Here is a 17,843-nt window from a genome sequence, read left to right on the forward strand (position 1 = left end):
CGAGGTGTTCTATGGCTAAGGAAACGTTTGAGCGTTCCAAACCCCACGTAAACGTAGGTACTATCGGTCACGTTGACCATGGTAAAACCACTCTGACAGCAGCGCTGACTCGCGTGTGCTCCGAAGTTTGGGGTGGCGCTGCCGTTGCTTTCGACGGTATCGACAATGCTCCAGAAGAGCGTGAGCGTGGTATCACCATCTCAACCTCTCACGTTGAGTACGAATCTCCAGTCCGTCACTACGCCCACGTAGACTGCCCAGGACACGCTGACTATGTAAAAAACATGATCACCGGTGCTGCTCAGATGGACGGCGCGATCCTGGTATGTGGCTCTACTGACGGCCCAATGCCTCAGACTCGTGAACACATCCTGCTGTCCCGTCAGGTAGGTGTACCTTACATCGTTGTATTCCTGAACAAGGCTGACCTGCTGGCTGAAGACTGCGGTGGTGCAGACACTGAAGAATACGCAGAGATGCTGGAACTGGTGGAAATGGAACTGCGTGACCTGCTGTCCGAATACGACTTCCCAGGCGACGACACTCCAATCATCCCAGGTTCTGCCCTGATGGCTCTGAACGGTGAAGACGAGAACGAAATGGGTACTACCGCTGTTAAGAAGCTGGTAGAAACCCTGGATAGCTACATCCCAGAACCAGAGCGTGCGATCGACGGTGCATTCATTATGCCTATCGAAGACGTATTCTCCATTCAGGGTCGTGGTACCGTTGTTACCGGTCGTGTTGAGCGCGGTATCGTTAAGACTGGTGAAGAAGTTGCGATCATCGGTATCAAAGACACCATCAAGACTACCTGTACCGGTGTTGAGATGTTCCGTAAGATTCTGGACGAAGGCCGTGCCGGTGAGAACGTTGGTGTTCTGCTGCGTGGTACCAAGCGTGACGAAGTAGAGCGTGGTCAGGTTCTGGCGAAGCCAGGTTCTATCACTCCTCACACCAAGTTCGAATCAGAAGTATACGTACTGGGTAAAGATGAAGGTGGTCGTCACACGCCATTCTTCAAAGGTTACCGTCCACAGTTCTACTTCCGTACTACTGACGTTACTGGTGCCGTTGAGCTGCCAGAAGGCGTTGAGATGGTAATGCCAGGTGACAACGTTCAGCTGACTGTTACCCTGATCGCTCCAATCGCGATGGACGAAGGTCTGCGCTTCGCGATTCGTGAAGGTGGTCGTACTGTTGGTGCTGGCGTTGTGGCCAAAATCATCGAGTAATCGATCCCTTGGCTGATTCGCCTGAATTGGCCACCAAAAACCCCGGATTCTCCGGGGTTTTTGTTTCCCTTCCGTGGAATCCTGTCTTTCCCACAGCTTTGTGGCATTTTTATTTTTGTAGGTTGACACTTTTTGTACAGCCGCATACAATTCGCGTCCCCTTGAATCAGGGGGGAACGAGCTCTGGCACATAAAATTGGAGTTTGGTAATGAACCAACGAATCCGTATCCGTTTAAAGGCGTTCGACCATCGCCTGATCGATACTTCGACTCAGGAAATTGTTGATACTGCTAAACGTACGGGCGCTCAGGTACGTGGTCCTATCCCACTGCCTACTCGTAAAGAGCGTTTTACCGTCCTGGTTTCTCCGCACGTCAATAAAGACGCGCGCGACCAGTACGAAATCCGTACGCACAAGCGCATGCTCGACATTGTTGAGCCAACAGAAAAAACTGTTGATGCGCTGATGAAGCTGGATCTGGCTGCTGGTGTAGAAGTCCAGATCAGTCTTGGTTAAGAACCTGAGCAGTCTTAATCGTAACAAGTGCTCTGTGTAACGCCCGTATCTAGAAAATAAGGGCGGCCATAGTGGGTATCAGCCCCGTACACGAGAGGTATATAAAATGGCAATTGGTATCGTCGGTAAGAAAGCGGGCATGACTCGCGTATTTACCGAAGCTGGTCAATCTGTTGCTGTTACTGTCCTGGAAATGACGCCTAACCGCGTTAGCCAGGTAAAGACCGTTGATACTGACGGTTACAGTGCAATTCAGGTTACCTTTGGCGCGAAGAAAGCATCTCGCGTTTCTAAGCCGGAAGCAGGTCACTTCGCCAAGGCGAATGTTGAAGCTGGTCGCGGCGTAATCGAGTTCCGTACTGAAGAAGCTTTCACTACTGGACAAGAACTGACTGTTGAACAGTTCGAAGCTGGTCAGAAAGTTGATGTTACCGGTACTACCAAGGGTAAAGGTTTCCAGGGTGGCGTTAAGCGCTGGAACTTCCGTACCCAGGATGCTACTCACGGTAACTCCCTGTCTCACCGTGCGCCAGGCTCCATCGGTCAATGTCAAACTCCAGGCCGTGTCTGGAAAGGCAAGAAAATGGCCGGTCACATGGGTGCTGAACAGCAGACTACCCAAGGTCTGGAAATTGTGCGCGTTGACGCGGAAAACAACCTGTTGCTGATCAAAGGTGCAGTTCCTGGTGCTCCAGGTTCCGACATTATTGTGAAGCCAGCTGTCAAGGCGAAGGGGTAAGCGATGGAACTGAAAACTAACGCAGGTGCTGCGGTAGCTGTTTCTGACGCTACTTTCGGCCGTGAATTTAATGAGTCTCTGGTTCACCAAGTGGTAACTGCCTATATGGCAGCTGGCCGTCAGGGTACCAAAGCTCAAAAGACCCGTTCTGAAGTTACCGGCGGTGGCATCAAGCCATGGCGTCAGAAAGGTACTGGTCGTGCTCGTTCAGGTACATCCAACAGCCCAATCTGGCGTTCTGGTGGTGTAACTTTCGCAGCCAAGCCACGTAGCTTCGAACAGAAAGTAAACAAAAAGATGTACCGTGCAGCAATGCAGGCCATCTTGTCTGAGCTGGTTCGTCAAGACCGCCTGGTAGTTGCTGATTCTTTTGCTGTGGAAAGCCACAAGACCAAAGAATTTGTTGCCAAGCTGAAAGAACTGGAACTGGACAACGTTCTGATCATCTCCGAAGAGATCGATGAGAAACTGTACCTGGCAGCACGCAACGTTCCTCACGTTGGTGTTACCGAAGCAGGTTCTATCGATCCAGTAAGCCTGATCGCTTTCGAGAAGGTATTGGTGACTGTGCCAGCCCTGAAGCAGCTTGAGGAGGCTTACGCATGATCCGTGAACGCATTTACAAGGTGCTGTTGGCACCTCAGATCTCTGAAAAGGCAACCTGGGTTGCTGAGAAGCACGGCCAATACGTTTTCCGTGTTGCTGCTGACGCTACCAAGCCAGAGATCAAAGAAGCCGTTGAAGCTCTGTTCGAAGTGAAAGTTCAATCCGTTCAGACTGTCAATATCAAAGGCAAAACCAAACGTACTGCTCGCGGCATGGGCAAGCGCAACGATGTGCGTAAAGCATACGTTCGCCTGGTAGCCGGTCAGGACATCGACTTCGCTGACGCGGAATAAGGAGCTTTAGTCATGGCATTGGTGAAAACTAAACCGACTTCTGCTGGCCGTCGTCACCTGGTAAAAGTCGTTAATGCTGAACTGCACAAAGGCAAGCCTTTCGCAGCTCTGCTGGAAAAGAAAAGCAAGACTGGTGGTCGTAACAACAACGGTCGCATCACTACCCGTCATATCGGTGGTGGTCACAAGCATCATTACCGTGTTGTTGATTTCAAGCGTAACAAGGACGGCATCCCAGCTGTTGTTGAGCGTCTGGAATACGATCCAAACCGTAGCGCCAACATCGCTCTGCTGAAATATGCTGACGGTGAGCGTCGTTACATCCTGGCCCCTAAAGGCCTGAGCGCTGGTGATGAAGTGATTTCCGGTGAACACGCGCCTATCAAGGTAGGTTCTGCGATGTCACTGCGCAACATTCCAGTGGGTTCCGTTATTCATAACGTCGAACTGAAGCCAGGCAAAGGCGGCCAGATCGCTCGTTCAGCTGGTACTTCTGCTCAGCTGGTTGCTCGTGAAGGTACTTATGCGACCCTGCGTCTGCGCTCTGGCGAGATGCGTAAGGTTCTGTGTGACTGTCGCGCAACTCTGGGTGAAGTCGGTAACTCTGAGCACGCTCTGCGTGAACTGGGTAAAGCCGGTGCTACCCGCTGGCGCGGTGTTCGTCCAACCGTTCGCGGTGTGGTAATGAACCCGGTTGACCACCCACACGGTGGTGGTGAAGGTCGTACCTCAGGTGGTCGTCATCCTGTTACTCCATGGGGTGTTCCAACCAAGGGTTATAAGACTCGTAAGAATAAGCGTACCGATAAGTTGATCGTACGTCGTCGTTCTGCGAAATAATTAGAGAGGATTGAACTGTGCCACGTTCATTGAAAAAAGGTCCATTTATTGACCATCACTTGATGAAGAAGGTAGAGGCCGCTCTTGAGAAGAACGACAAGCGTCCGATCAAGACCTGGTCTCGCCGCTCCACAATCTTCCCGGATTTCGTGGGGCTGACCATCGCTGTTCATAACGGCAAACAACACGTGCCTGTTTTCGTAACTGAAGACATGGTTGGTCATAAACTCGGCGAATTCGCTTTGACCCGTACCTACAAGGGTCACGTAGCGGATAAGAAAGCCAAGCGATAAGTAAGGGGTGAAATATGTCTGAAGTAGCCGCTGTATTGCGTGGTGCTCGCTTGTCCGCTCAGAAAGCGCGTCTGGTTGCTGACCAGATCCGTGGTAAGAAAGTGGATGAAGCTCTGGATATCCTGTCCTTCAGCACCAAAAAAGGCGCTGATCTGGTCAAGAAAGTACTGGAGTCTGCCATCGCCAACGCTGAGCACAATGATGGCGCCGACGTTGATGAGCTGAAAGTCAGCACCATCTTCGTTGATGAAGGTATGACGATGAAGCGCATTCGCCCTCGTGCGAAAGGCCGCGCCGATCGCATCATGAAGCGCACTTGTCACATCACTGTGAAAGTTTCAGAAAAATAGGAGTTGGTCAGATGGGTCAGAAAGTTCATCCAACCGGTATCCGCCTGGGTATTACCAAAGACCACAATTCTGTGTGGTATGCCGGTAAGGACAAGTATGCAGACAACCTGCTGACTGACATTGCTGTTCGTTCTTTGATCGAAAAGCGCCTGGAAAAGGCTTCAGTAAGCAAAGTTGTTATTGAGCGTCCTGCTCAAAACGCCAAAGTTACCATCCACACTGCCCGTCCAGGCATCGTGATTGGTAAAAAAGGTGAAGATGTTGAGGTTCTGCGCAAGGACCTGAGCGAAGTGATGGGTATTCCGGTACACATCAACATTGAAGAAGTTCGTAAGCCTGATCTGGATGCCAAACTGGTAGCCCAGAGCGTAGCTAGCCAGCTGGAGCGTCGTGTGATGTTCCGTCGTGCTATGAAGCGCGCTGTTCAGAACGCCATGCGTGGTGGTGCTGAAGGTATCAAGATCCAGGTGAGCGGTCGTCTGGGTGGTGCTGAGATTGCTCGTGCCGAGTGGTATCGTGAAGGTCGTGTGCCTCTGCACACACTGCGTGCCGATATCGACTACGCAACTTACGAAGCACACACTACTTACGGTGTTATTGGCGTGAAGGTGTGGATCTTCAAGGGCGAAATCCTTGGTGGTATCCAGGAAGTTCGCGAGCGCGCCAAAAACCAGGGCAAGAAAAAGCCCGGCGGTCGTTCATAAGGGGATTGAGTTATGTTGTTACCAAAACGTACCAAATTCCGCAAAGTCCAGACCGGTCGTAACCGTGGCCTGGCCATTCGTGGCTCCAAGGTCAGCTTCGGTGAGTATGCTCTGAAAGCTACTGGCCGTGGCCGTCTGACTTCGCGTCAAATTGAAGCAGCACGTCGTGCGATGACTCGTAAGATCAAGCGTGGCGGTAAAATCTGGATCCGTGTCTTCCCTGACAAGCCAATTACCGAGAAGCCTCTTGAGGTTCGTATGGGTAAAGGTAAGGGTTCCGTTGAATACTGGGTATGCCAGATTCAGCCGGGCAAGGTTCTGTATGAGATGGAAGGTGTTTCAGAGGAGCTGGCTCGCGAAGCTTTCGCACTGGCCGCCGCTAAACTGCCTTTCGAAACTGTAGTCGTTAAGCGGACGGTGCTGTGATGAAAGCAAGTGAACTGAAAGAAAAATCAGTGGCTGAGCTGAAATCTCAGCTGATTGAACTGTTGAGCGAACAATTCAAGTTGCGTATGCAAAAGGCAACAGGCCAGTTGGGTCAGACTCACCTCGTGGGTCAAACCCGTCGCGACATCGCTCGCGTTAAAACTGCGCTGGCACAGAAGGCAGGTGAATGATCATGACTGAGAACACAAAGACCGTTCGTACCCTGAGTGGCAAGGTCGTGAGCAACAAGATGGACAAGTCCGTCACTGTGCTGATTGAACGTTTCGTTAAGCACCCGATCTACAAAAAGTTCGTCAAGAAGTCCACCAAGGTGATGGCTCATGACGAAAACAACGAATGTCAGATCGGTGATATCGTAACAGTTAAAGAGTCGCGTCCGCTGTCCAAGAACAAGACATGGGCGCTGGTATCAATCGACGAGCGCGCCGCCAAGGTTTAATACCGGGCGCAGTTAGTTAGGAGCGAAGAGCATGATCCAGACACAAACCATGCTGGACGTTGCCGACAACAGCGGCGCGAAGCGCGTACAGTGCATCAAGGTACTGGGCGGTTCTCATCGTCGTTATGCCGGCATCGGTGATTTGATCAAGGTATCCGTGAAGGAAGCAATTCCACGCGGTAAAGTTAAGAAAGGCCAGGTTATGAACGCCGTGGTTGTACGTACCAAAAAAGGTATTCGTCGCCCGGACGGTTCCATCATCCGTTTTGACGTCAACTCTGCCGTTCTTCTGAACGCGTCTTTGTCGCCAATCGGTACTCGTATCTTTGGCCCTGTGACTCGTGAACTGCGTTCAGAGAAGTTCATGAAGATCATTTCCCTGGCACCTGAAGTGCTGTAAGGGGAGGGACAGAATATGCTGAAAATTCGTAGCAAAGACGAAGTAGTAGTTATCGCAGGTAAAGACAAGGGCAAGCGTGGTTCAGTACAAAAAGTACTGGCTGACGGTCGCCTGATCGTAACCGGTGTTAACATGGTGAAAAAACACCAGAAGCCAAACCCGTACCTGCAGCAGCCAGGTGGTATCATTGAGAAAGAAGTCGGCATTCAGGCTTCCAATGTTGCTATCTGGAACCCTAAGACCGAGAAAGCTGACCGCGTTGGCTTCAAGGTTGAAGGCGACAAGAAGGTACGTATCTTCAAATCCACTGGCGACGTCATCGACGCCTGATAGGAGCTGGATACTGCTATGTCACGTTTAGAACAACTGTACAAAAACGAAGTAGTAGCCAAGCTGAAAGAAGAGTTTGGTTACAACAACATTATGGAAGTGCCTAAAATCACCAAAATCACCCTGAACATGGGTGTTGGTGAAGCACTGGGTGACAAAAAGCTGCTGGACAACGCCGTTGCTGATATGGAAGCAATTGCAGGCCAGAAAGCAGTTGTTACCAAGGCACGCAAATCAGTCGCGGGCTTCAAGGTTCGTGAAGGTTGGCCAATTGGCTGTAAAGTGACCCTGCGTCGTGATCGCATGTGGGAATTCCTCGATCGTCTGATCGATATTTCCCTGCCTCGCGTACGTGACTTCCGTGGTATTAACGGCAAGTCATTCGACGGTCGCGGTAACTACAGCATGGGTGTTAAAGAGCAGATCATCTTCCCTGAAATTGACTACGATAAAGTAGACAAGGTTCGCGGTATGGATGTGACTATTTGCACCACAGCCAAAACGAACGAAGAAGGCCGTGCTTTGCTGAAAGCGCTGCAGTTCCCGTTCCGTAACTGAGGAGTAAGTCATGGCTAAAATTAGCATGAAGCAGCGCGAAGCCAAGCGTGAGCAACTGGTAGAAAAATTCGCTGCCAAGCGCGCTGAGCTGAAAGCAATCATCAAGAATCCAGAATCTTCTGATGAAGATCGTTGGAACGCACAGATGGCACTGCAAAAGCTGCCTCGCGATTCTTCCGCGAGCCGCCTGCAGCGTCGCTGTCAAATGACTGGCCGTCCACACGGCGTATACCGCAAGTTCAAGCTGTCGCGTATCAAACTGCGTGAAGAAGGCATGAAAGGTAACGTCCCAGGCCTGAAAAAAGCTAGTTGGTAAGCATTCCCACAGCGCATCACCGGGGCTAACCAGTCCCGGTTTTGTCGTCGTGGCCGCTGTACAACAGAGGTATATATAAAATGAGTATGCAAGATACGTTGGCGGACATGTTCACCCGCATTCGTAATGCCCAGCAAGCTGGTCATACGTCTGTGAGCATGCCGTCTTCTAAAATCAAGGCATCTGTTGCCCAGGTTCTGGAAGCAGAAGGCTACATCGGTGGTTATTCCGTAGACGAGGCTGTCAAGCCAACTCTGACCATCGAACTGAAGTACTACGAAGGCAAGCCTGTTATTGAACGTATCCAGCGCGTTTCCCGCCCTGGTCTGCGTCAGTACAAGGGCGTTTCAGAACTGCCGAAAGTTGAAGCAGGTCTGGGCGTGGCTATCGTTTCCACCTCGAAAGGCGTTATGACCGATCGCGCTGCCCGTGCTGCGGGTGTGGGCGGTGAAGTTATCGCCACAGTATTCTAAGGGGGATTCCATGTCTCGCGTTGCTAAGGCTCCTGTACAGATTCCAGCTGGCGTTGAAGTCAAGCTGGCTGAAGGCAAGATCGCTGTGAAGGGCAAGCAGGGTTCTCTGGAACTGGATGTACACTCTTACGTGTCCATCAGCCAGGAAGAAAACGTCCTGAAGTTTGCTCCGACCAATGAGAACGACAAAAAAGCCAATGCTATGGCCGGTACTTTCCGTGCCCTGGTAAACAACATGGTTACCGGTGTTAGTGTTGGTTTTGAAAAGAAACTGGTTTTGCAAGGTGTTGGTTATCGTGCCAAAGCCACCGGCAATACCCTGAATTTGAACCTGGGCTTCTCTCACCCGATCGATTACCAACTGCCTGAAGGTGTTTCTGTTGAAACTCCAAGCCAGACAGAAATCCTGATCAAGGGTATCGACAAGCAAGCTGTAGGTCAGGTTGCTGCAGAGATCCGCGGTTACCGTCCGCCTGAGCCATACAAAGGCAAGGGTGTTCGCTACGCTGACGAAAATGTTCGTCGTAAAGAAGCCAAGAAAAAGTAAGGTCTAGGCCATGAATGAGAAGAAAAAAGCTCGTCTGCGCCGTGCCCAGAAAACCCGGATTAACATCCGTGAAAAAAGCGCGGTCCGTCTGTGTGTACACCGTACACCACGACACATTTATGCTCAGATCATCTCTGCCAATGGCGCTAGCGTCCTGGCAACGGCTTCTACAGTAGAAGCAGATCTGCGTAACGAAACAACTGGTAACGTAAGTGCCGCTACCAAGGTCGGTCAGCTGATTGCTGAGCGCGCCAAAGCTGCTGGTATTACCAAGGTCGCTTTCGATCGTTCCGGTTTTAAATACCATGGTCGTGTTAAAGCTCTGGCTGACGCGGCTCGTGAAAACGGCCTCGAATTCTAAGGGTGATTGATCATGGCAAATAACGAACGTAACAACGATCGCAACAATGATCGTAACGAAAGTGAATTCCAGGAAAAGCTGGTTCAGGTTAACCGCGTAGCCAAAGTGGTAAAAGGTGGTCGTATTTTCGCCTTTACCGCGCTGACAGTAGTTGGTGATGGCAACGGTCGTGTTGGCTTCGGTCGTGGCAAGTCCCGTGAAGTTCCAACTGCCATTCAAAAGGCAATGGAACAGGCCAAGCGCAACATGATCAGCGTACAGCTGGATGGCAACACCCTGCAGTACCCTGTAAAAGCTCGTCATTCTGGTTCCCGTATCTACATGCAGCCTGCATCTGAAGGTACCGGTATCATCGCTGGCGGTGCAATGCGTGCGGTTCTGGAAATGGTTGGCGTCAAGAACGTACTGGCCAAGTGCTACGGTTCTACCAACCCGAACAACGTGGTTCGTGCAACCTTTAACGGTCTGGCGCAAATGCAGTCTCCTGAACAGGTAGCTGCCAAGCGCGGTAAGTCCGTCGAAGATATTCTGGGGTAATTGAAATGGCTGATAAAACTATCAAAGTTACCCAGACTCGCAGCACTATTGGCAAACTGCCAAAGCACCGCGAAACCATGAAAGGTCTGGGCCTGCGTCGCATTGGTCACACTGTTGAGCTGGAAGACACTCCTTCCGTTCGCGGTATGATCAACCAAGTTCAATACATGGTTAAGGTAGAAGGGGAGTAATATGCGTCTCAATGAATTGAGCCCAGCTCCTGGCTCCAAGGCAACCCGCAAGCGCGTTGGTCGTGGTATCGGTTCCGGTCTGGGTAAGACTGGTGGCCGCGGTCACAAGGGTATGAAATCCCGCTCTGGCGGTGGTGTAGCTCCAGGCTTCGAAGGCGGTCAAATGCCGTTGCACCGTCGTCTGCCTAAGTTTGGCTTCGTTTCCCGCAAGGCTCAGTACGTTGCAGAGATCCGTCTGAACGAACTGACTTTGGTTGAAGGTGACGTGGTTGATCTGGCAGCGCTGAAAGCCGCTGACGTGATTGGTGAGAAGATCAAAACTGCTCGCGTAATCCTGTCTGGCGAAATCGGCAAAGCGGTGACCGTTAAAGGACTGAAAGTTACTAAAGGCGCCAAGGCTGCCATTGAAGCAGCAGGCGGTAAGGTCGAAGACTAATGGCTACCCAAGGCTCACTACCACAGGGTATGAACAAGGGTCTGAGCGAATTGTTCGCTCGGATCCGCTTCGTACTTCTGGCAATTGTTGTATATCGGATTGGTACCCATATTCCGGTACCAGGGATTAACCCGGACGCACTGGCCCGTTTGTTCGAACAGAATCAGGGAACCATCCTTGAAATGTTCAACATGTTTTCGGGCGGTGCTCTCGAGCGCATGAGTATTCTTGCTCTCGGTATCATGCCGTACATCTCTGCATCCATTATCATGCAGTTGCTGACGGCGGTGAGCCCGCAGCTTGAGCAGCTTAAGAAAGAAGGTGAGTCGGGTCGTCGCAAGATTACCCAGTACACCCGGTATGGCACCGTGCTGTTGGCCTCTGTGCAGGCTTTCGGTGTCTCGGCTGGCCTTGCCGGCCAGGGTGTCACCTTCTCTACTGGCATCGACTTCTACATCGCTGCTGTGCCTTCTTTCGTAGCAGGTGCGGTATTCATGATGTGGTTGGGTGAGCAGGTAACCGAGCGTGGTATTGGTAACGGTATTTCAATCCTGATTTTTGCGGGTATTGTTGCCGGTTTGCCAAATGCAATCGGCCAGGCTTTCGAGTCTGCCCGTCAAGGTGACCTGAACATTCTGTTGTTGTTGGTGATCGCTGCTCTGGCTGTTGCTGTGATTGCGTTTGTTGTGTTCGTAGAGCGCGGCCAGCGTCGTATCACAATTAACTATGCCAAGCGTCAGATGGGCAACCGTCAGATGATGGCAGCACAGACCAGCCATTTGCCTCTGAAGCTTAATATGGCGGGTGTTATCCCGGCGATTTTCGCTTCGTCGCTGCTGCTGTTCCCGGCTTCTCTGGGTCAGTGGTTCGGCAAGGGTGAAGGTATGGAATGGCTGCAAGATGTCAGTCTGGCTCTGGCCCCAAGCCAACCGCTATACATCGTTTTGTTTGCTGCCGGGATTATTTTCTTCTGTTACTTCTACACGGCGTTAATGTTTAACCCGAAAGACGTTGCAGAAAATCTCAAGAAGTCCGGCGCTTTTATCCCAGGTATTCGTCCAGGGATCCAAACTGCCAAGTACATTGATGGTGTATTGGGACGTCTGACTCTGTTCGGATCCCTGTATATCGCCGCTGTATGTTTGCTGCCTCAGTTCCTGGTGGTGGCTGCCGATGTTCCTTTTTACTTCGGCGGTACCTCCCTGTTGATTGTGGTCGTGGTGGTCATGGATTTCATGGCTCAGGTGCAATCTCACCTGATGTCCCATCAGTACGAATCCCTGATGAAAAAAGCAAACCTCAAGAATATGGGCTCAACGCGTTGAGCCCATTTTAGGAGACAGTCATGAAAGTACGTGCGTCTGTTAAAAAAATGTGCCGTGAATGTAAAATCATTCGTCGCAACGGCAGTGTGCGTGTGATCTGTACAGATCCCAAGCACAAACAACGTCAGGGTTAATTACCCGGACAAGGCGGGTGTGAGAACACAATGCTTGCTTTTTTAAAAAGCAACTTGTAGTATCTCGCGCCCTTTCATCAAGTAAAGTGTAACGGAGTTAGACATGGCCCGTATTGCCGGTGTCAACATTCCTGACAACAAGCATGCAGTAATTTCTCTGACCTACGTATATGGCGTTGGTAAGACTACTGCCAAGCAGATCTGTGCCTCTACCGGCATCGCTGAGACTACCAAGATTGGTACCCTGAGCGAAGATCAGCTTGACCTTATCCGTAATGAAGTTGCCAAGTATACAGTTGAAGGTGACCTGCGTCGTGAAGTGCAAATGAACATCAAGCGTTTGATGGACATGGCTTGCTTCCGCGGTATCCGTCATCGTCGTAGCCTGCCTCTTCGCGGTCAGCGTACTAAAACGAATGCTCGTACCCGTAAGGGTCCGCGCAAGCCAATCCGCAAGTAATTGCTGGTTGGTCTTTTAGTGTAGCTGCATTCACTTGTTGCAGTGTTGATATTAAAAGCAGGATTTAAAAATGGCTAAGCCACAACGAACAACCAAGAAAAAGGTTAAAAAGCAGGTAGTGGACGGCATCGCCCACATCCATGCCTCTTTTAACAACACCATTGTGACCATCACCGACCGTCAGGGTAATGCTCTCTCATGGGCGACTGCCGGTGGTTCTGGTTTCCGTGGTTCCCGTAAGAGCACTCCTTTCGCCGCTCAGGTAGCTGCAGAGCGTGCTGGTGAAGCTGCCAAAGAGTATGGTCTGAAGAACCTGGACGTTGAAGTAAAGGGTCCTGGTCCAGGCCGTGAATCTGCTGTTCGCGCACTGAATGCTTGTGGTTACAAAATCACAAACATCACAGACGTAACACCGATTCCTCATAACGGCTGTCGTCCACCTAAGAAGCGTCGCGTATAAGGAGGCAGAATAAATGGCACGTTATATTGGTCCAAAGTGTAAACTGTCTCGTCGTGAAGGAACTGACCTGTTCCTGAAGAGTGGCATTCGTGCACTTGAAACAAAATGTAAGATAGAAACCAAACCTGGCGTTCATGGCGCTGGTCGTGGCCGTCTGTCTGACTATGGTTTGCAGCTGCGTGAAAAGCAGAAAGTTCGTCGTCTGTACGGCATTCTGGAAAAGCAATTCCGTAGCTACTACAAAGAAGCAGCACGCCGTAAGGGTGCTACTGGTGAAAACCTGCTGCAACTGCTGGAATCCCGTCTGGATAACGTTGTTTATCGCATGGGCTTCGGTTCCACTCGCGCGGAATCCCGTCAGTTGGTTTCTCACAAAGCAGTAACCGTTAATGGTCGCACTGTAAACATTCCGTCTTACCAGGTTCAGGCTGGCGATGTTGTCGCTATCCGTGAAAAGGCCAAGAACCAGGACCGTATCAAGTCTGCTCTCGAGCTGGCTGGTCAGCGTCCTGACTGTGGCTGGATCAATGTGGACTCCAGCAAGATGGAAGGAACTTACACCAACGTTCCGGAACGCGCTGATCTCCCTGCAGAGATCAACGAAAACCTGATCGTGGAACTTTACTCCAAGTAATAGAGGAGCTTAGGGGCAGCTATGCAGCGTGCAGTTAACGAATTCTTGACACCTCGAAACATCCAGGTAGACGAAGTTAGCGCTACCCACGCCAAGGTCACCCTTGAGCCTCTGGAGCGCGGCTTTGGTCACACTCTGGGCGCAGCCCTGCGCCGTATCCTGCTGTCTTCCATGCCGGGTGCGGCCATCGTCGAGTGTGAAATCGACGGTGTTTTGCATGAATACAGTGCAATTGAGGGCGTTCAACAGGATGTCATTGAGATCCTGCTGAACCTGAAGGGTGTTGCAGTCAAACTGCATGAGCGCGATGAAGCGAGTCTGACCCTCACTAAAGTGGGTCCGGCTACAGTGACAGCTGCTGACATTCAACTGGATCATGGTGTTGATATCGCCAACCCGGATCACTTCATTGCTGAATTGGGTGAAGGTGCAGAACTGAAGATGACCATCAAGGTCGCTTCAGGTCGTGGTTATGAAACCGTTGAAGCCCGTTACCAGAGCGATGAAGAGACCAAGGCAATTGGCAAACTCCAGCTCGATGCCACTTATAGCCCGGTCAAGCGTGTTTCCTACAGCGTAGATTCTGCGCGTGTAGAACAACGTACTGACCTGGACAAGCTGGTTATTGATCTGGAAACCAATGGCACTATTGATCCAGAAGAAGCGATCCGTCGTTCCGCGACCATCTTGCAACAGCAGTTGGCCATCTTCGTTAACCTTGAAAATGACGAAGTGGTTGAGCAGGTACGTGAAGAAGAGGAAATTGATCCGATTCTGTTGCGTCCTGTAGACGATCTGGAACTGACTGTACGTTCCGCCAACTGTCTGAAGGCTGAAAACATTTACTACATTGGTGATCTGATCCAGCGTACAGAAGTAGAGCTGTTGAAGACGCCTAACCTGGGTAAAAAGTCTCTGACTGAAATCAAAGACGTTCTTGCTTCTCGTGGCCTGTCGTTGGGCATGCATTTGGAGAACTGGCCACCAGCCAGCCTCCGTAACGACGACAAAGTGCTGGCTTGATCAGAGCGTTCAGTTAGTAAGGAATTAAACCATGCGTCATCGTAAAAGTGGTCGTCACTTCAATCGTACCAGCGCGCACCGTCAAGCCATGTTGAAAAACATGGCCGTGAGCCTGTTCGAGCATGAAGTAATCAAGACGACTTTGCCAAAGGCAAAAGAACTGCGTCGCGTCGCTGAGCCACTGATCACTCTGGCTAAAGAGGATTCAGTAGCAAACCGTCGTCTGGCGTTCTCCCGTACTCGCAGCAAAGAAGCTGTTGGTAAACTGTTCAACGAACTGGGCCCACGCTACCAAGCGCGTCCAGGCGGCTATATTCGTATCCTGAAGTGCGGTTTCCGCTCTGGTGATGCGGCTCCTATGGCCTACGTTGAATTGGTTGACCGTCCAGTGACTGTCGCTGATGAAGACGTTGTTGAAGTTCAGGATGATGCAGCTGAATAAGCTGTCCTGATAGTTCAACATAAAGAAACCCGCTTCGGCGGGTTTTTTTATGTCTATAAAACCTTGTTTAACAGACATAAAAAAAGCGAACCAAAAGGTTCGCTTGCAAAGGAAGTACTCATCCCTGAGTGACGATCATGATGTGACCTGAGCCACACAGATCCACTCTAGATGACCAGCAGGTCAGATACTTGCAGGTGTTGTAAGGAATTGTCACTACCGGAATTGTTTAGCGGCACTGATTTAACCATAACGTCGCTGCAGATATTCATAAACAGCACGCATGCCCATGGCTTCACCACCCAAGGGCCGTCCCGGCAGTTTGCGATTGTTCCAGGCCATGATGTCGAAGTGCACCCAAGGCGATTCACCAACAAACTCCTGCAGGTAGAGTGCAGCAGTGATGGCACCACCAAACGGGCTGGCTGCACTATTCACCAGATCGGCGATATCACTTTTCATCATGTCAGCATACGGCTTGTGTAACGGCAATTGCCATACCGGGTCTGATACGCTTTCACCTGCAGCCATCAGATCGAAGGCGACCTGACGATCATTACTGAAGAAGCCGGGCAGCTCAGTACCAAGGGCGACGCGACAAGCGCCAGTGAGGGTGGCAAAGTCGATGATAATTTCGGGTGCATCGTCAACGGCTTCAGCCAGTGCATCACACAGCACCAGACGGCCTTCGGCATCGGTATTGTCGATTTCAACAGTCAGCCCCTTACGGGTTGGCAGAACGTCTCCCGGGCGGAAAGCATTGCCAGCAACGGCGTTTTCAGCGGCCGGTACCAGCACTCGTAGTTGGACGTTCAGGCCGCTGGCCATGATCAGGCGTGCGAGTCCCAGTGCATGAGCAGAGCCGCCCATATCTTTCTTCATTTGCCGCATGAAGTTGCCTGGTTTGAGATTCAGGCCACCAGTGTCGAAGCAGATGCCTTTGCCAACCAGGGTTACCTTTGGAGCGTCAGCTTTGCCCCAGCGCAGGTCGATCAGGCGCGGCGCATGTTCGCTGGCGCGGCCGACGGCGTGGATCATCGGATAATTCAGATCCAGCAGATCATCACCAATTACTTCGTTGAGCTGGCCGCCGAACTCTTCAACCAGTTGCGCAGCCGTAGCCGCGAGGTCTTGCGGCATCATGTCCTGTGCCGGAGTGTTGATCAGATCCCGTACCAGCGCGGTAGCGTTAATGAAACGGTTTACTTCGTCAACCAGCGCCTCATCGCCTAAAAGTAGTTGCGCCTGTGGCTTGTCATTGGCCTTATAGCGGGTGAAGCGATAACCACCGAGTCCCCAGCCGAGGGCGATATTAAATTGTTCCTGGCGACTGCGTTCGTTTGCCAGCAGGTAGTCACTGGCAGGTAATTGGGCTGACAGATCGCCGCAGACAAATACGTCGTTAAAGTCATTGGCCACAAACAGGGCTTGAAGGCTGCCATCGGAGCCAGGCAGCAGTTGCAGACCTTTGCCTTCATAGCGGTTGGCGGCTAGCCAGGATTGATATTGTGGGTTTTGTTCACACCAGCTGGCGTATTCATCGGTGGTAAGCAGAGTCAGCGAGGTTGCAGACTGGTCGGGCTTGGTAGCTGAAATAATCGACATGGCAATTGTCCAATACAGATGACAGTGATGAGACTAACGGGTCTGTGGACGGATTTCGAGAGACAAACACACACTGCTGATCTCTCTGCCAAGTGCGGTATGTCAATAACGACGATGAGCCGGCTTTGGCAGTCTGTATGTCGCCAGTGAATTTCATTGATCCATATTGCAATGCTCGGGCTGCGGGTCATCCAGTGGTAACATAGACCACTTGTTCAGACAGGAAATATCCGGAGAAACTGGTTGATCGCTGAAATTTTAGGGGGCGCACTGATTGGCGGTGCGGCTGCCTTGCTGTGGCTGGCCAATGGCCGTATCAGTGGCATGACGGGTGTCGTATCGAGCTGTTTTGGCTGGATCTATGAAGGCTCTCGCCAGCGTTTGTGGGCGGTTTTTTTCCTGGTCGGGCTGGTGTTGGCCAATCCGGTTTTACAGGCATTGGGTTTTCAGCCGGATCCGATCGAAATCACAGCCAGTCACTGGCTGGTGATCGCCGCTGGCTTACTGGTGGGTATTGGTACCTATCTGGGCAATGGCTGTACCAGCGGCCACGGTGTTTGCGGTATGGGACGACTCTCGGTTCGTTCGATCATGGCGACTATGGTGTTTATGGCGGCAGGTATTGTGACGGTTACTGTGATGGAGGTGCTGCTGTGAAGCGTTTCTGGTTATCCCAGCTGACTGCCTTGTTGAGCGGCCTGATATTCGGTGCCGGTTTGCTGGTTGCGGGTATGCACAATCCGGCCAAGGTACGTGGCTTCCTTGATCTGTTTGGTGATTGGCAACCGGCTTTGATTGCCGTGATGGGGACGGCGGTGCCTGTGTTTGCACTGTTTTTCTGGCTCTCCAAACGTCGCCCAGCGCCATGGTTTGGCGACAGCTTCCATACCCCAACCCTGGCTGGCATCGACTGGCGTTTGCTGAGTGGGGCAATCCTGTTTGGTATTGGCTGGGGACTGGTGGGCCTGTGTCCTGGCCCGGCGCTGGTTGATATCGCCACCTTGAATGGTCAGGTTTTGTTGTTCGTGGCTGCTCTGTTAGTCGGCAACCGGGCTGCTCATATGCTGTTTGGGCCCGCCAAATAGTGATCTGAATCCGCTTGCTGTCAGGTAAGTCAGGCTGTCACCAGAGTGACACCAAACAGCAA

At 51.5% G+C, this 17,843-nt stretch carries 32 protein-coding genes; 31 read left to right on the forward strand and 1 reads right to left on the reverse strand.

Features of this window, described 5'->3' with window-relative positions:
• The first annotated feature begins 11 nt into the window (after positions 1-11).
• From tuf to rplQ, 29 genes are all read left to right on the forward strand, one after another.
• Complete coding sequence (gene tuf / locus K6123_RS10370) at positions 12-1,235, forward strand: elongation factor Tu (RefSeq protein ID WP_221797361.1); 1,224 nt, start codon at positions 12-14, stop codon at positions 1,233-1,235.
• Positions 1,236-1,444: 209 nt separating this feature from the next.
• Positions 1,445-1,753 (forward strand): 30S ribosomal protein S10, encoded by a 309-nt coding sequence (rpsJ, locus tag K6123_RS10375; protein ID WP_036535225.1) that lies wholly within the window; start codon positions 1,445-1,447, stop codon positions 1,751-1,753.
• Between the two features lie 106 nt (positions 1,754-1,859).
• Positions 1,860-2,492, forward strand: coding sequence for a 50S ribosomal protein L3 (gene rplC / locus K6123_RS10380; protein WP_221797389.1), 633 nt, complete (start codon positions 1,860-1,862; stop codon positions 2,490-2,492).
• A 3-nt stretch (positions 2,493-2,495) separates the two neighbouring features.
• Complete coding sequence (rplD, locus tag K6123_RS10385) at positions 2,496-3,098, forward strand: 50S ribosomal protein L4 (protein ID WP_221797391.1); 603 nt, start codon at positions 2,496-2,498, stop codon at positions 3,096-3,098.
• A complete protein-coding gene (gene rplW, locus K6123_RS10390) occupies positions 3,095-3,391 on the forward strand; it encodes a 50S ribosomal protein L23 (RefSeq protein ID WP_221797393.1) in 297 nt (98 codons plus the stop codon). Before rplD ends, rplW begins: the two co-directional genes overlap by 4 nt.
• A gap of 12 nt (positions 3,392-3,403) precedes the next feature.
• The gene (gene rplB, locus K6123_RS10395) at positions 3,404-4,231 is read left to right on the forward strand and encodes a 50S ribosomal protein L2 (protein WP_221797395.1); all 828 of its coding nucleotides are present in this window, start codon (positions 3,404-3,406) and stop codon (positions 4,229-4,231) included.
• A 17-nt stretch (positions 4,232-4,248) separates the two neighbouring features.
• Positions 4,249-4,524 carry a 30S ribosomal protein S19 gene (gene rpsS / locus K6123_RS10400; RefSeq protein ID WP_221797397.1) on the forward strand — a complete coding sequence of 92 codons (276 nt, stop codon included), beginning with the start codon at positions 4,249-4,251 and terminating at the stop codon, positions 4,522-4,524.
• A 14-nt stretch (positions 4,525-4,538) separates the two neighbouring features.
• The gene (rplV, locus tag K6123_RS10405) at positions 4,539-4,874 is read left to right on the forward strand and encodes a 50S ribosomal protein L22 (RefSeq protein ID WP_221797399.1); all 336 of its coding nucleotides are present in this window, start codon (positions 4,539-4,541) and stop codon (positions 4,872-4,874) included.
• A gap of 11 nt (positions 4,875-4,885) precedes the next feature.
• The gene (gene rpsC / locus K6123_RS10410; protein WP_221797401.1) at positions 4,886-5,578 is read left to right on the forward strand and encodes a 30S ribosomal protein S3; all 693 of its coding nucleotides are present in this window, start codon (positions 4,886-4,888) and stop codon (positions 5,576-5,578) included.
• Between the two features lie 12 nt (positions 5,579-5,590).
• Positions 5,591-6,004 (forward strand): 50S ribosomal protein L16, encoded by a 414-nt coding sequence (gene rplP / locus K6123_RS10415; RefSeq protein WP_221797403.1) that lies wholly within the window; start codon positions 5,591-5,593, stop codon positions 6,002-6,004.
• A complete protein-coding gene (rpmC, locus tag K6123_RS10420) occupies positions 6,004-6,195 on the forward strand; it encodes a 50S ribosomal protein L29 (protein WP_221797405.1) in 192 nt (63 codons plus the stop codon). The genes rplP and rpmC overlap by 1 nt, the downstream gene beginning before the upstream one ends.
• Positions 6,196-6,197: 2 nt before the next feature.
• Positions 6,198-6,464 (forward strand): 30S ribosomal protein S17, encoded by a 267-nt coding sequence (gene rpsQ, locus K6123_RS10425; protein WP_221797407.1) that lies wholly within the window; start codon positions 6,198-6,200, stop codon positions 6,462-6,464.
• 31 nt (positions 6,465-6,495) lie between these two features.
• Positions 6,496-6,864 (forward strand): 50S ribosomal protein L14, encoded by a 369-nt coding sequence (rplN, locus tag K6123_RS10430; RefSeq protein ID WP_221797409.1) that lies wholly within the window; start codon positions 6,496-6,498, stop codon positions 6,862-6,864.
• 15 nt (positions 6,865-6,879) lie between these two features.
• Positions 6,880-7,194 (forward strand): 50S ribosomal protein L24, encoded by a 315-nt coding sequence (rplX, locus tag K6123_RS10435; protein ID WP_221797411.1) that lies wholly within the window; start codon positions 6,880-6,882, stop codon positions 7,192-7,194.
• Positions 7,195-7,212: 18 nt separating this feature from the next.
• Positions 7,213-7,752 carry a 50S ribosomal protein L5 gene (gene rplE, locus K6123_RS10440; protein ID WP_221797413.1) on the forward strand — a complete coding sequence of 180 codons (540 nt, stop codon included), beginning with the start codon at positions 7,213-7,215 and terminating at the stop codon, positions 7,750-7,752.
• A 10-nt stretch (positions 7,753-7,762) separates the two neighbouring features.
• Positions 7,763-8,068, forward strand: coding sequence for a 30S ribosomal protein S14 (gene rpsN, locus K6123_RS10445; protein ID WP_221797416.1), 306 nt, complete (start codon positions 7,763-7,765; stop codon positions 8,066-8,068).
• An 80-nt stretch (positions 8,069-8,148) separates the two neighbouring features.
• Positions 8,149-8,541 (forward strand): 30S ribosomal protein S8, encoded by a 393-nt coding sequence (gene rpsH, locus K6123_RS10450; protein WP_221797418.1) that lies wholly within the window; start codon positions 8,149-8,151, stop codon positions 8,539-8,541.
• Between the two features lie 10 nt (positions 8,542-8,551).
• Positions 8,552-9,088, forward strand: coding sequence for a 50S ribosomal protein L6 (rplF, locus tag K6123_RS10455; RefSeq protein ID WP_221797420.1), 537 nt, complete (start codon positions 8,552-8,554; stop codon positions 9,086-9,088).
• Between the two features lie 10 nt (positions 9,089-9,098).
• Positions 9,099-9,449 (forward strand): 50S ribosomal protein L18, encoded by a 351-nt coding sequence (rplR, locus tag K6123_RS10460; protein WP_221797422.1) that lies wholly within the window; start codon positions 9,099-9,101, stop codon positions 9,447-9,449.
• Positions 9,450-9,461: 12 nt separating this feature from the next.
• The gene (rpsE, locus tag K6123_RS10465; protein ID WP_221797424.1) at positions 9,462-9,986 is read left to right on the forward strand and encodes a 30S ribosomal protein S5; all 525 of its coding nucleotides are present in this window, start codon (positions 9,462-9,464) and stop codon (positions 9,984-9,986) included.
• A gap of 5 nt (positions 9,987-9,991) precedes the next feature.
• Entirely contained in the window at positions 9,992-10,177 is a 186-nt protein-coding gene (gene rpmD, locus K6123_RS10470; protein WP_028293130.1) for a 50S ribosomal protein L30, read from the forward strand.
• A gap of 1 nt (position 10,178) precedes the next feature.
• Entirely contained in the window at positions 10,179-10,613 is a 435-nt protein-coding gene (rplO, locus tag K6123_RS10475; RefSeq protein WP_221797427.1) for a 50S ribosomal protein L15, read from the forward strand.
• Positions 10,613-11,938, forward strand: coding sequence for a preprotein translocase subunit SecY (secY, locus tag K6123_RS10480; RefSeq protein WP_221797428.1), 1,326 nt, complete (start codon positions 10,613-10,615; stop codon positions 11,936-11,938). The genes rplO and secY overlap by 1 nt, the downstream gene beginning before the upstream one ends.
• Before the next feature lie 20 nt (positions 11,939-11,958).
• Complete coding sequence (gene rpmJ / locus K6123_RS10485; RefSeq protein ID WP_084644941.1) at positions 11,959-12,072, forward strand: 50S ribosomal protein L36; 114 nt, start codon at positions 11,959-11,961, stop codon at positions 12,070-12,072.
• A 103-nt stretch (positions 12,073-12,175) separates the two neighbouring features.
• On the forward strand, positions 12,176-12,532 hold the full coding sequence (gene rpsM / locus K6123_RS10490) for a 30S ribosomal protein S13 (protein WP_221797430.1): 357 nt from the start codon (positions 12,176-12,178) through the stop codon (positions 12,530-12,532).
• Between the two features lie 70 nt (positions 12,533-12,602).
• The gene (gene rpsK, locus K6123_RS10495; protein ID WP_028293134.1) at positions 12,603-12,992 is read left to right on the forward strand and encodes a 30S ribosomal protein S11; all 390 of its coding nucleotides are present in this window, start codon (positions 12,603-12,605) and stop codon (positions 12,990-12,992) included.
• A 13-nt stretch (positions 12,993-13,005) separates the two neighbouring features.
• On the forward strand, positions 13,006-13,626 hold the full coding sequence (rpsD, locus tag K6123_RS10500) for a 30S ribosomal protein S4 (protein WP_221797432.1): 621 nt from the start codon (positions 13,006-13,008) through the stop codon (positions 13,624-13,626).
• 21 nt (positions 13,627-13,647) lie between these two features.
• Complete coding sequence (locus K6123_RS10505; RefSeq protein ID WP_221797435.1) at positions 13,648-14,649, forward strand: DNA-directed RNA polymerase subunit alpha; 1,002 nt, start codon at positions 13,648-13,650, stop codon at positions 14,647-14,649.
• Between the two features lie 31 nt (positions 14,650-14,680).
• The gene (gene rplQ, locus K6123_RS10510; RefSeq protein WP_221797436.1) at positions 14,681-15,091 is read left to right on the forward strand and encodes a 50S ribosomal protein L17; all 411 of its coding nucleotides are present in this window, start codon (positions 14,681-14,683) and stop codon (positions 15,089-15,091) included.
• Positions 15,092-15,334: 243 nt separating this feature from the next.
• On the opposite strand, the gene K6123_RS10515 is transcribed toward rplQ, so the two are convergent.
• A complete protein-coding gene (locus K6123_RS10515) occupies positions 15,335-16,696 on the reverse strand; it encodes a leucyl aminopeptidase family protein (RefSeq protein ID WP_221797438.1) in 1,362 nt (453 codons plus the stop codon).
• Positions 16,697-16,939: 243 nt separating this feature from the next.
• On the opposite strand from K6123_RS10515, the gene K6123_RS10520 reads away from it, so the two are divergent.
• Together K6123_RS10520 and K6123_RS10525 are read left to right on the forward strand one after the other, a co-directional pair.
• Positions 16,940-17,353: a YeeE/YedE family protein gene (locus K6123_RS10520; RefSeq protein ID WP_221797440.1), complete on the forward strand. Its 414-nt coding sequence runs from the start codon at positions 16,940-16,942 to the stop codon at positions 17,351-17,353.
• Positions 17,350-17,781 (forward strand): DUF6691 family protein, encoded by a 432-nt coding sequence (locus tag K6123_RS10525; RefSeq protein WP_221797442.1) that lies wholly within the window; start codon positions 17,350-17,352, stop codon positions 17,779-17,781. Before K6123_RS10520 ends, K6123_RS10525 begins: the two co-directional genes overlap by 4 nt.
• Positions 17,782-17,843 lie beyond the last annotated feature (62 nt).

The organism is Oceanobacter mangrovi, assembly GCF_019740315.1.
GTDB classification, from domain to species: Bacteria; Pseudomonadota; Gammaproteobacteria; order Pseudomonadales; family Oceanobacteraceae; genus Oceanobacter; species Oceanobacter mangrovi.

What these genes read in the sequence shown, in the direction of transcription:
- rpmD (WP_028293130.1), top strand. Translation starts at nt 9,992, where the DNA reads ATGGCTGATAAAACTATCAAAGTTACCCAGACTCGCAGCACTATTGGC.
- rplN (WP_221797409.1), top strand. Translation starts at nt 6,496, where the DNA reads ATGATCCAGACACAAACCATGCTGGACGTTGCCGACAACAGCGGCGCG.
- rpsJ (WP_036535225.1), top strand. Translation starts at nt 1,445, where the DNA reads ATGAACCAACGAATCCGTATCCGTTTAAAGGCGTTCGACCATCGCCTG.
- rpsM (WP_221797430.1), top strand. Translation starts at nt 12,176, where the DNA reads ATGGCCCGTATTGCCGGTGTCAACATTCCTGACAACAAGCATGCAGTA.
- rpsD (WP_221797432.1), top strand. Translation starts at nt 13,006, where the DNA reads ATGGCACGTTATATTGGTCCAAAGTGTAAACTGTCTCGTCGTGAAGGA.
- secY (WP_221797428.1), top strand. Translation starts at nt 10,613, where the DNA reads ATGGCTACCCAAGGCTCACTACCACAGGGTATGAACAAGGGTCTGAGC.
- rplP (WP_221797403.1), top strand. Translation starts at nt 5,591, where the DNA reads ATGTTGTTACCAAAACGTACCAAATTCCGCAAAGTCCAGACCGGTCGT.
- tuf (WP_221797361.1), top strand. Translation starts at nt 12, where the DNA reads ATGGCTAAGGAAACGTTTGAGCGTTCCAAACCCCACGTAAACGTAGGT.
- rplO (WP_221797427.1), top strand. Translation starts at nt 10,179, where the DNA reads ATGCGTCTCAATGAATTGAGCCCAGCTCCTGGCTCCAAGGCAACCCGC.
- rpsQ (WP_221797407.1), top strand. Translation starts at nt 6,198, where the DNA reads ATGACTGAGAACACAAAGACCGTTCGTACCCTGAGTGGCAAGGTCGTG.
- rplC (WP_221797389.1), top strand. Translation starts at nt 1,860, where the DNA reads ATGGCAATTGGTATCGTCGGTAAGAAAGCGGGCATGACTCGCGTATTT.
- rplV (WP_221797399.1), top strand. Translation starts at nt 4,539, where the DNA reads ATGTCTGAAGTAGCCGCTGTATTGCGTGGTGCTCGCTTGTCCGCTCAG.
- K6123_RS10515 (WP_221797438.1), bottom strand. Translation starts at nt 16,696, where the DNA reads ATGTCGATTATTTCAGCTACCAAGCCCGACCAGTCTGCAACCTCGCTG.
- rpmJ (WP_084644941.1), top strand. Translation starts at nt 11,959, where the DNA reads ATGAAAGTACGTGCGTCTGTTAAAAAAATGTGCCGTGAATGTAAAATC.
- rplQ (WP_221797436.1), top strand. Translation starts at nt 14,681, where the DNA reads ATGCGTCATCGTAAAAGTGGTCGTCACTTCAATCGTACCAGCGCGCAC.
- rplB (WP_221797395.1), top strand. Translation starts at nt 3,404, where the DNA reads ATGGCATTGGTGAAAACTAAACCGACTTCTGCTGGCCGTCGTCACCTG.
- K6123_RS10505 (WP_221797435.1), top strand. Translation starts at nt 13,648, where the DNA reads ATGCAGCGTGCAGTTAACGAATTCTTGACACCTCGAAACATCCAGGTA.
- rplE (WP_221797413.1), top strand. Translation starts at nt 7,213, where the DNA reads ATGTCACGTTTAGAACAACTGTACAAAAACGAAGTAGTAGCCAAGCTG.
- rplD (WP_221797391.1), top strand. Translation starts at nt 2,496, where the DNA reads ATGGAACTGAAAACTAACGCAGGTGCTGCGGTAGCTGTTTCTGACGCT.
- rplR (WP_221797422.1), top strand. Translation starts at nt 9,099, where the DNA reads ATGAATGAGAAGAAAAAAGCTCGTCTGCGCCGTGCCCAGAAAACCCGG.
- rpsE (WP_221797424.1), top strand. Translation starts at nt 9,462, where the DNA reads ATGGCAAATAACGAACGTAACAACGATCGCAACAATGATCGTAACGAA.
- rpsK (WP_028293134.1), top strand. Translation starts at nt 12,603, where the DNA reads ATGGCTAAGCCACAACGAACAACCAAGAAAAAGGTTAAAAAGCAGGTA.
- rplX (WP_221797411.1), top strand. Translation starts at nt 6,880, where the DNA reads ATGCTGAAAATTCGTAGCAAAGACGAAGTAGTAGTTATCGCAGGTAAA.
- rplF (WP_221797420.1), top strand. Translation starts at nt 8,552, where the DNA reads ATGTCTCGCGTTGCTAAGGCTCCTGTACAGATTCCAGCTGGCGTTGAA.
- rpsC (WP_221797401.1), top strand. Translation starts at nt 4,886, where the DNA reads ATGGGTCAGAAAGTTCATCCAACCGGTATCCGCCTGGGTATTACCAAA.
- rpsH (WP_221797418.1), top strand. Translation starts at nt 8,149, where the DNA reads ATGAGTATGCAAGATACGTTGGCGGACATGTTCACCCGCATTCGTAAT.
- rplW (WP_221797393.1), top strand. Translation starts at nt 3,095, where the DNA reads ATGATCCGTGAACGCATTTACAAGGTGCTGTTGGCACCTCAGATCTCT.
- rpmC (WP_221797405.1), top strand. Translation starts at nt 6,004, where the DNA reads ATGAAAGCAAGTGAACTGAAAGAAAAATCAGTGGCTGAGCTGAAATCT.
- rpsN (WP_221797416.1), top strand. Translation starts at nt 7,763, where the DNA reads ATGGCTAAAATTAGCATGAAGCAGCGCGAAGCCAAGCGTGAGCAACTG.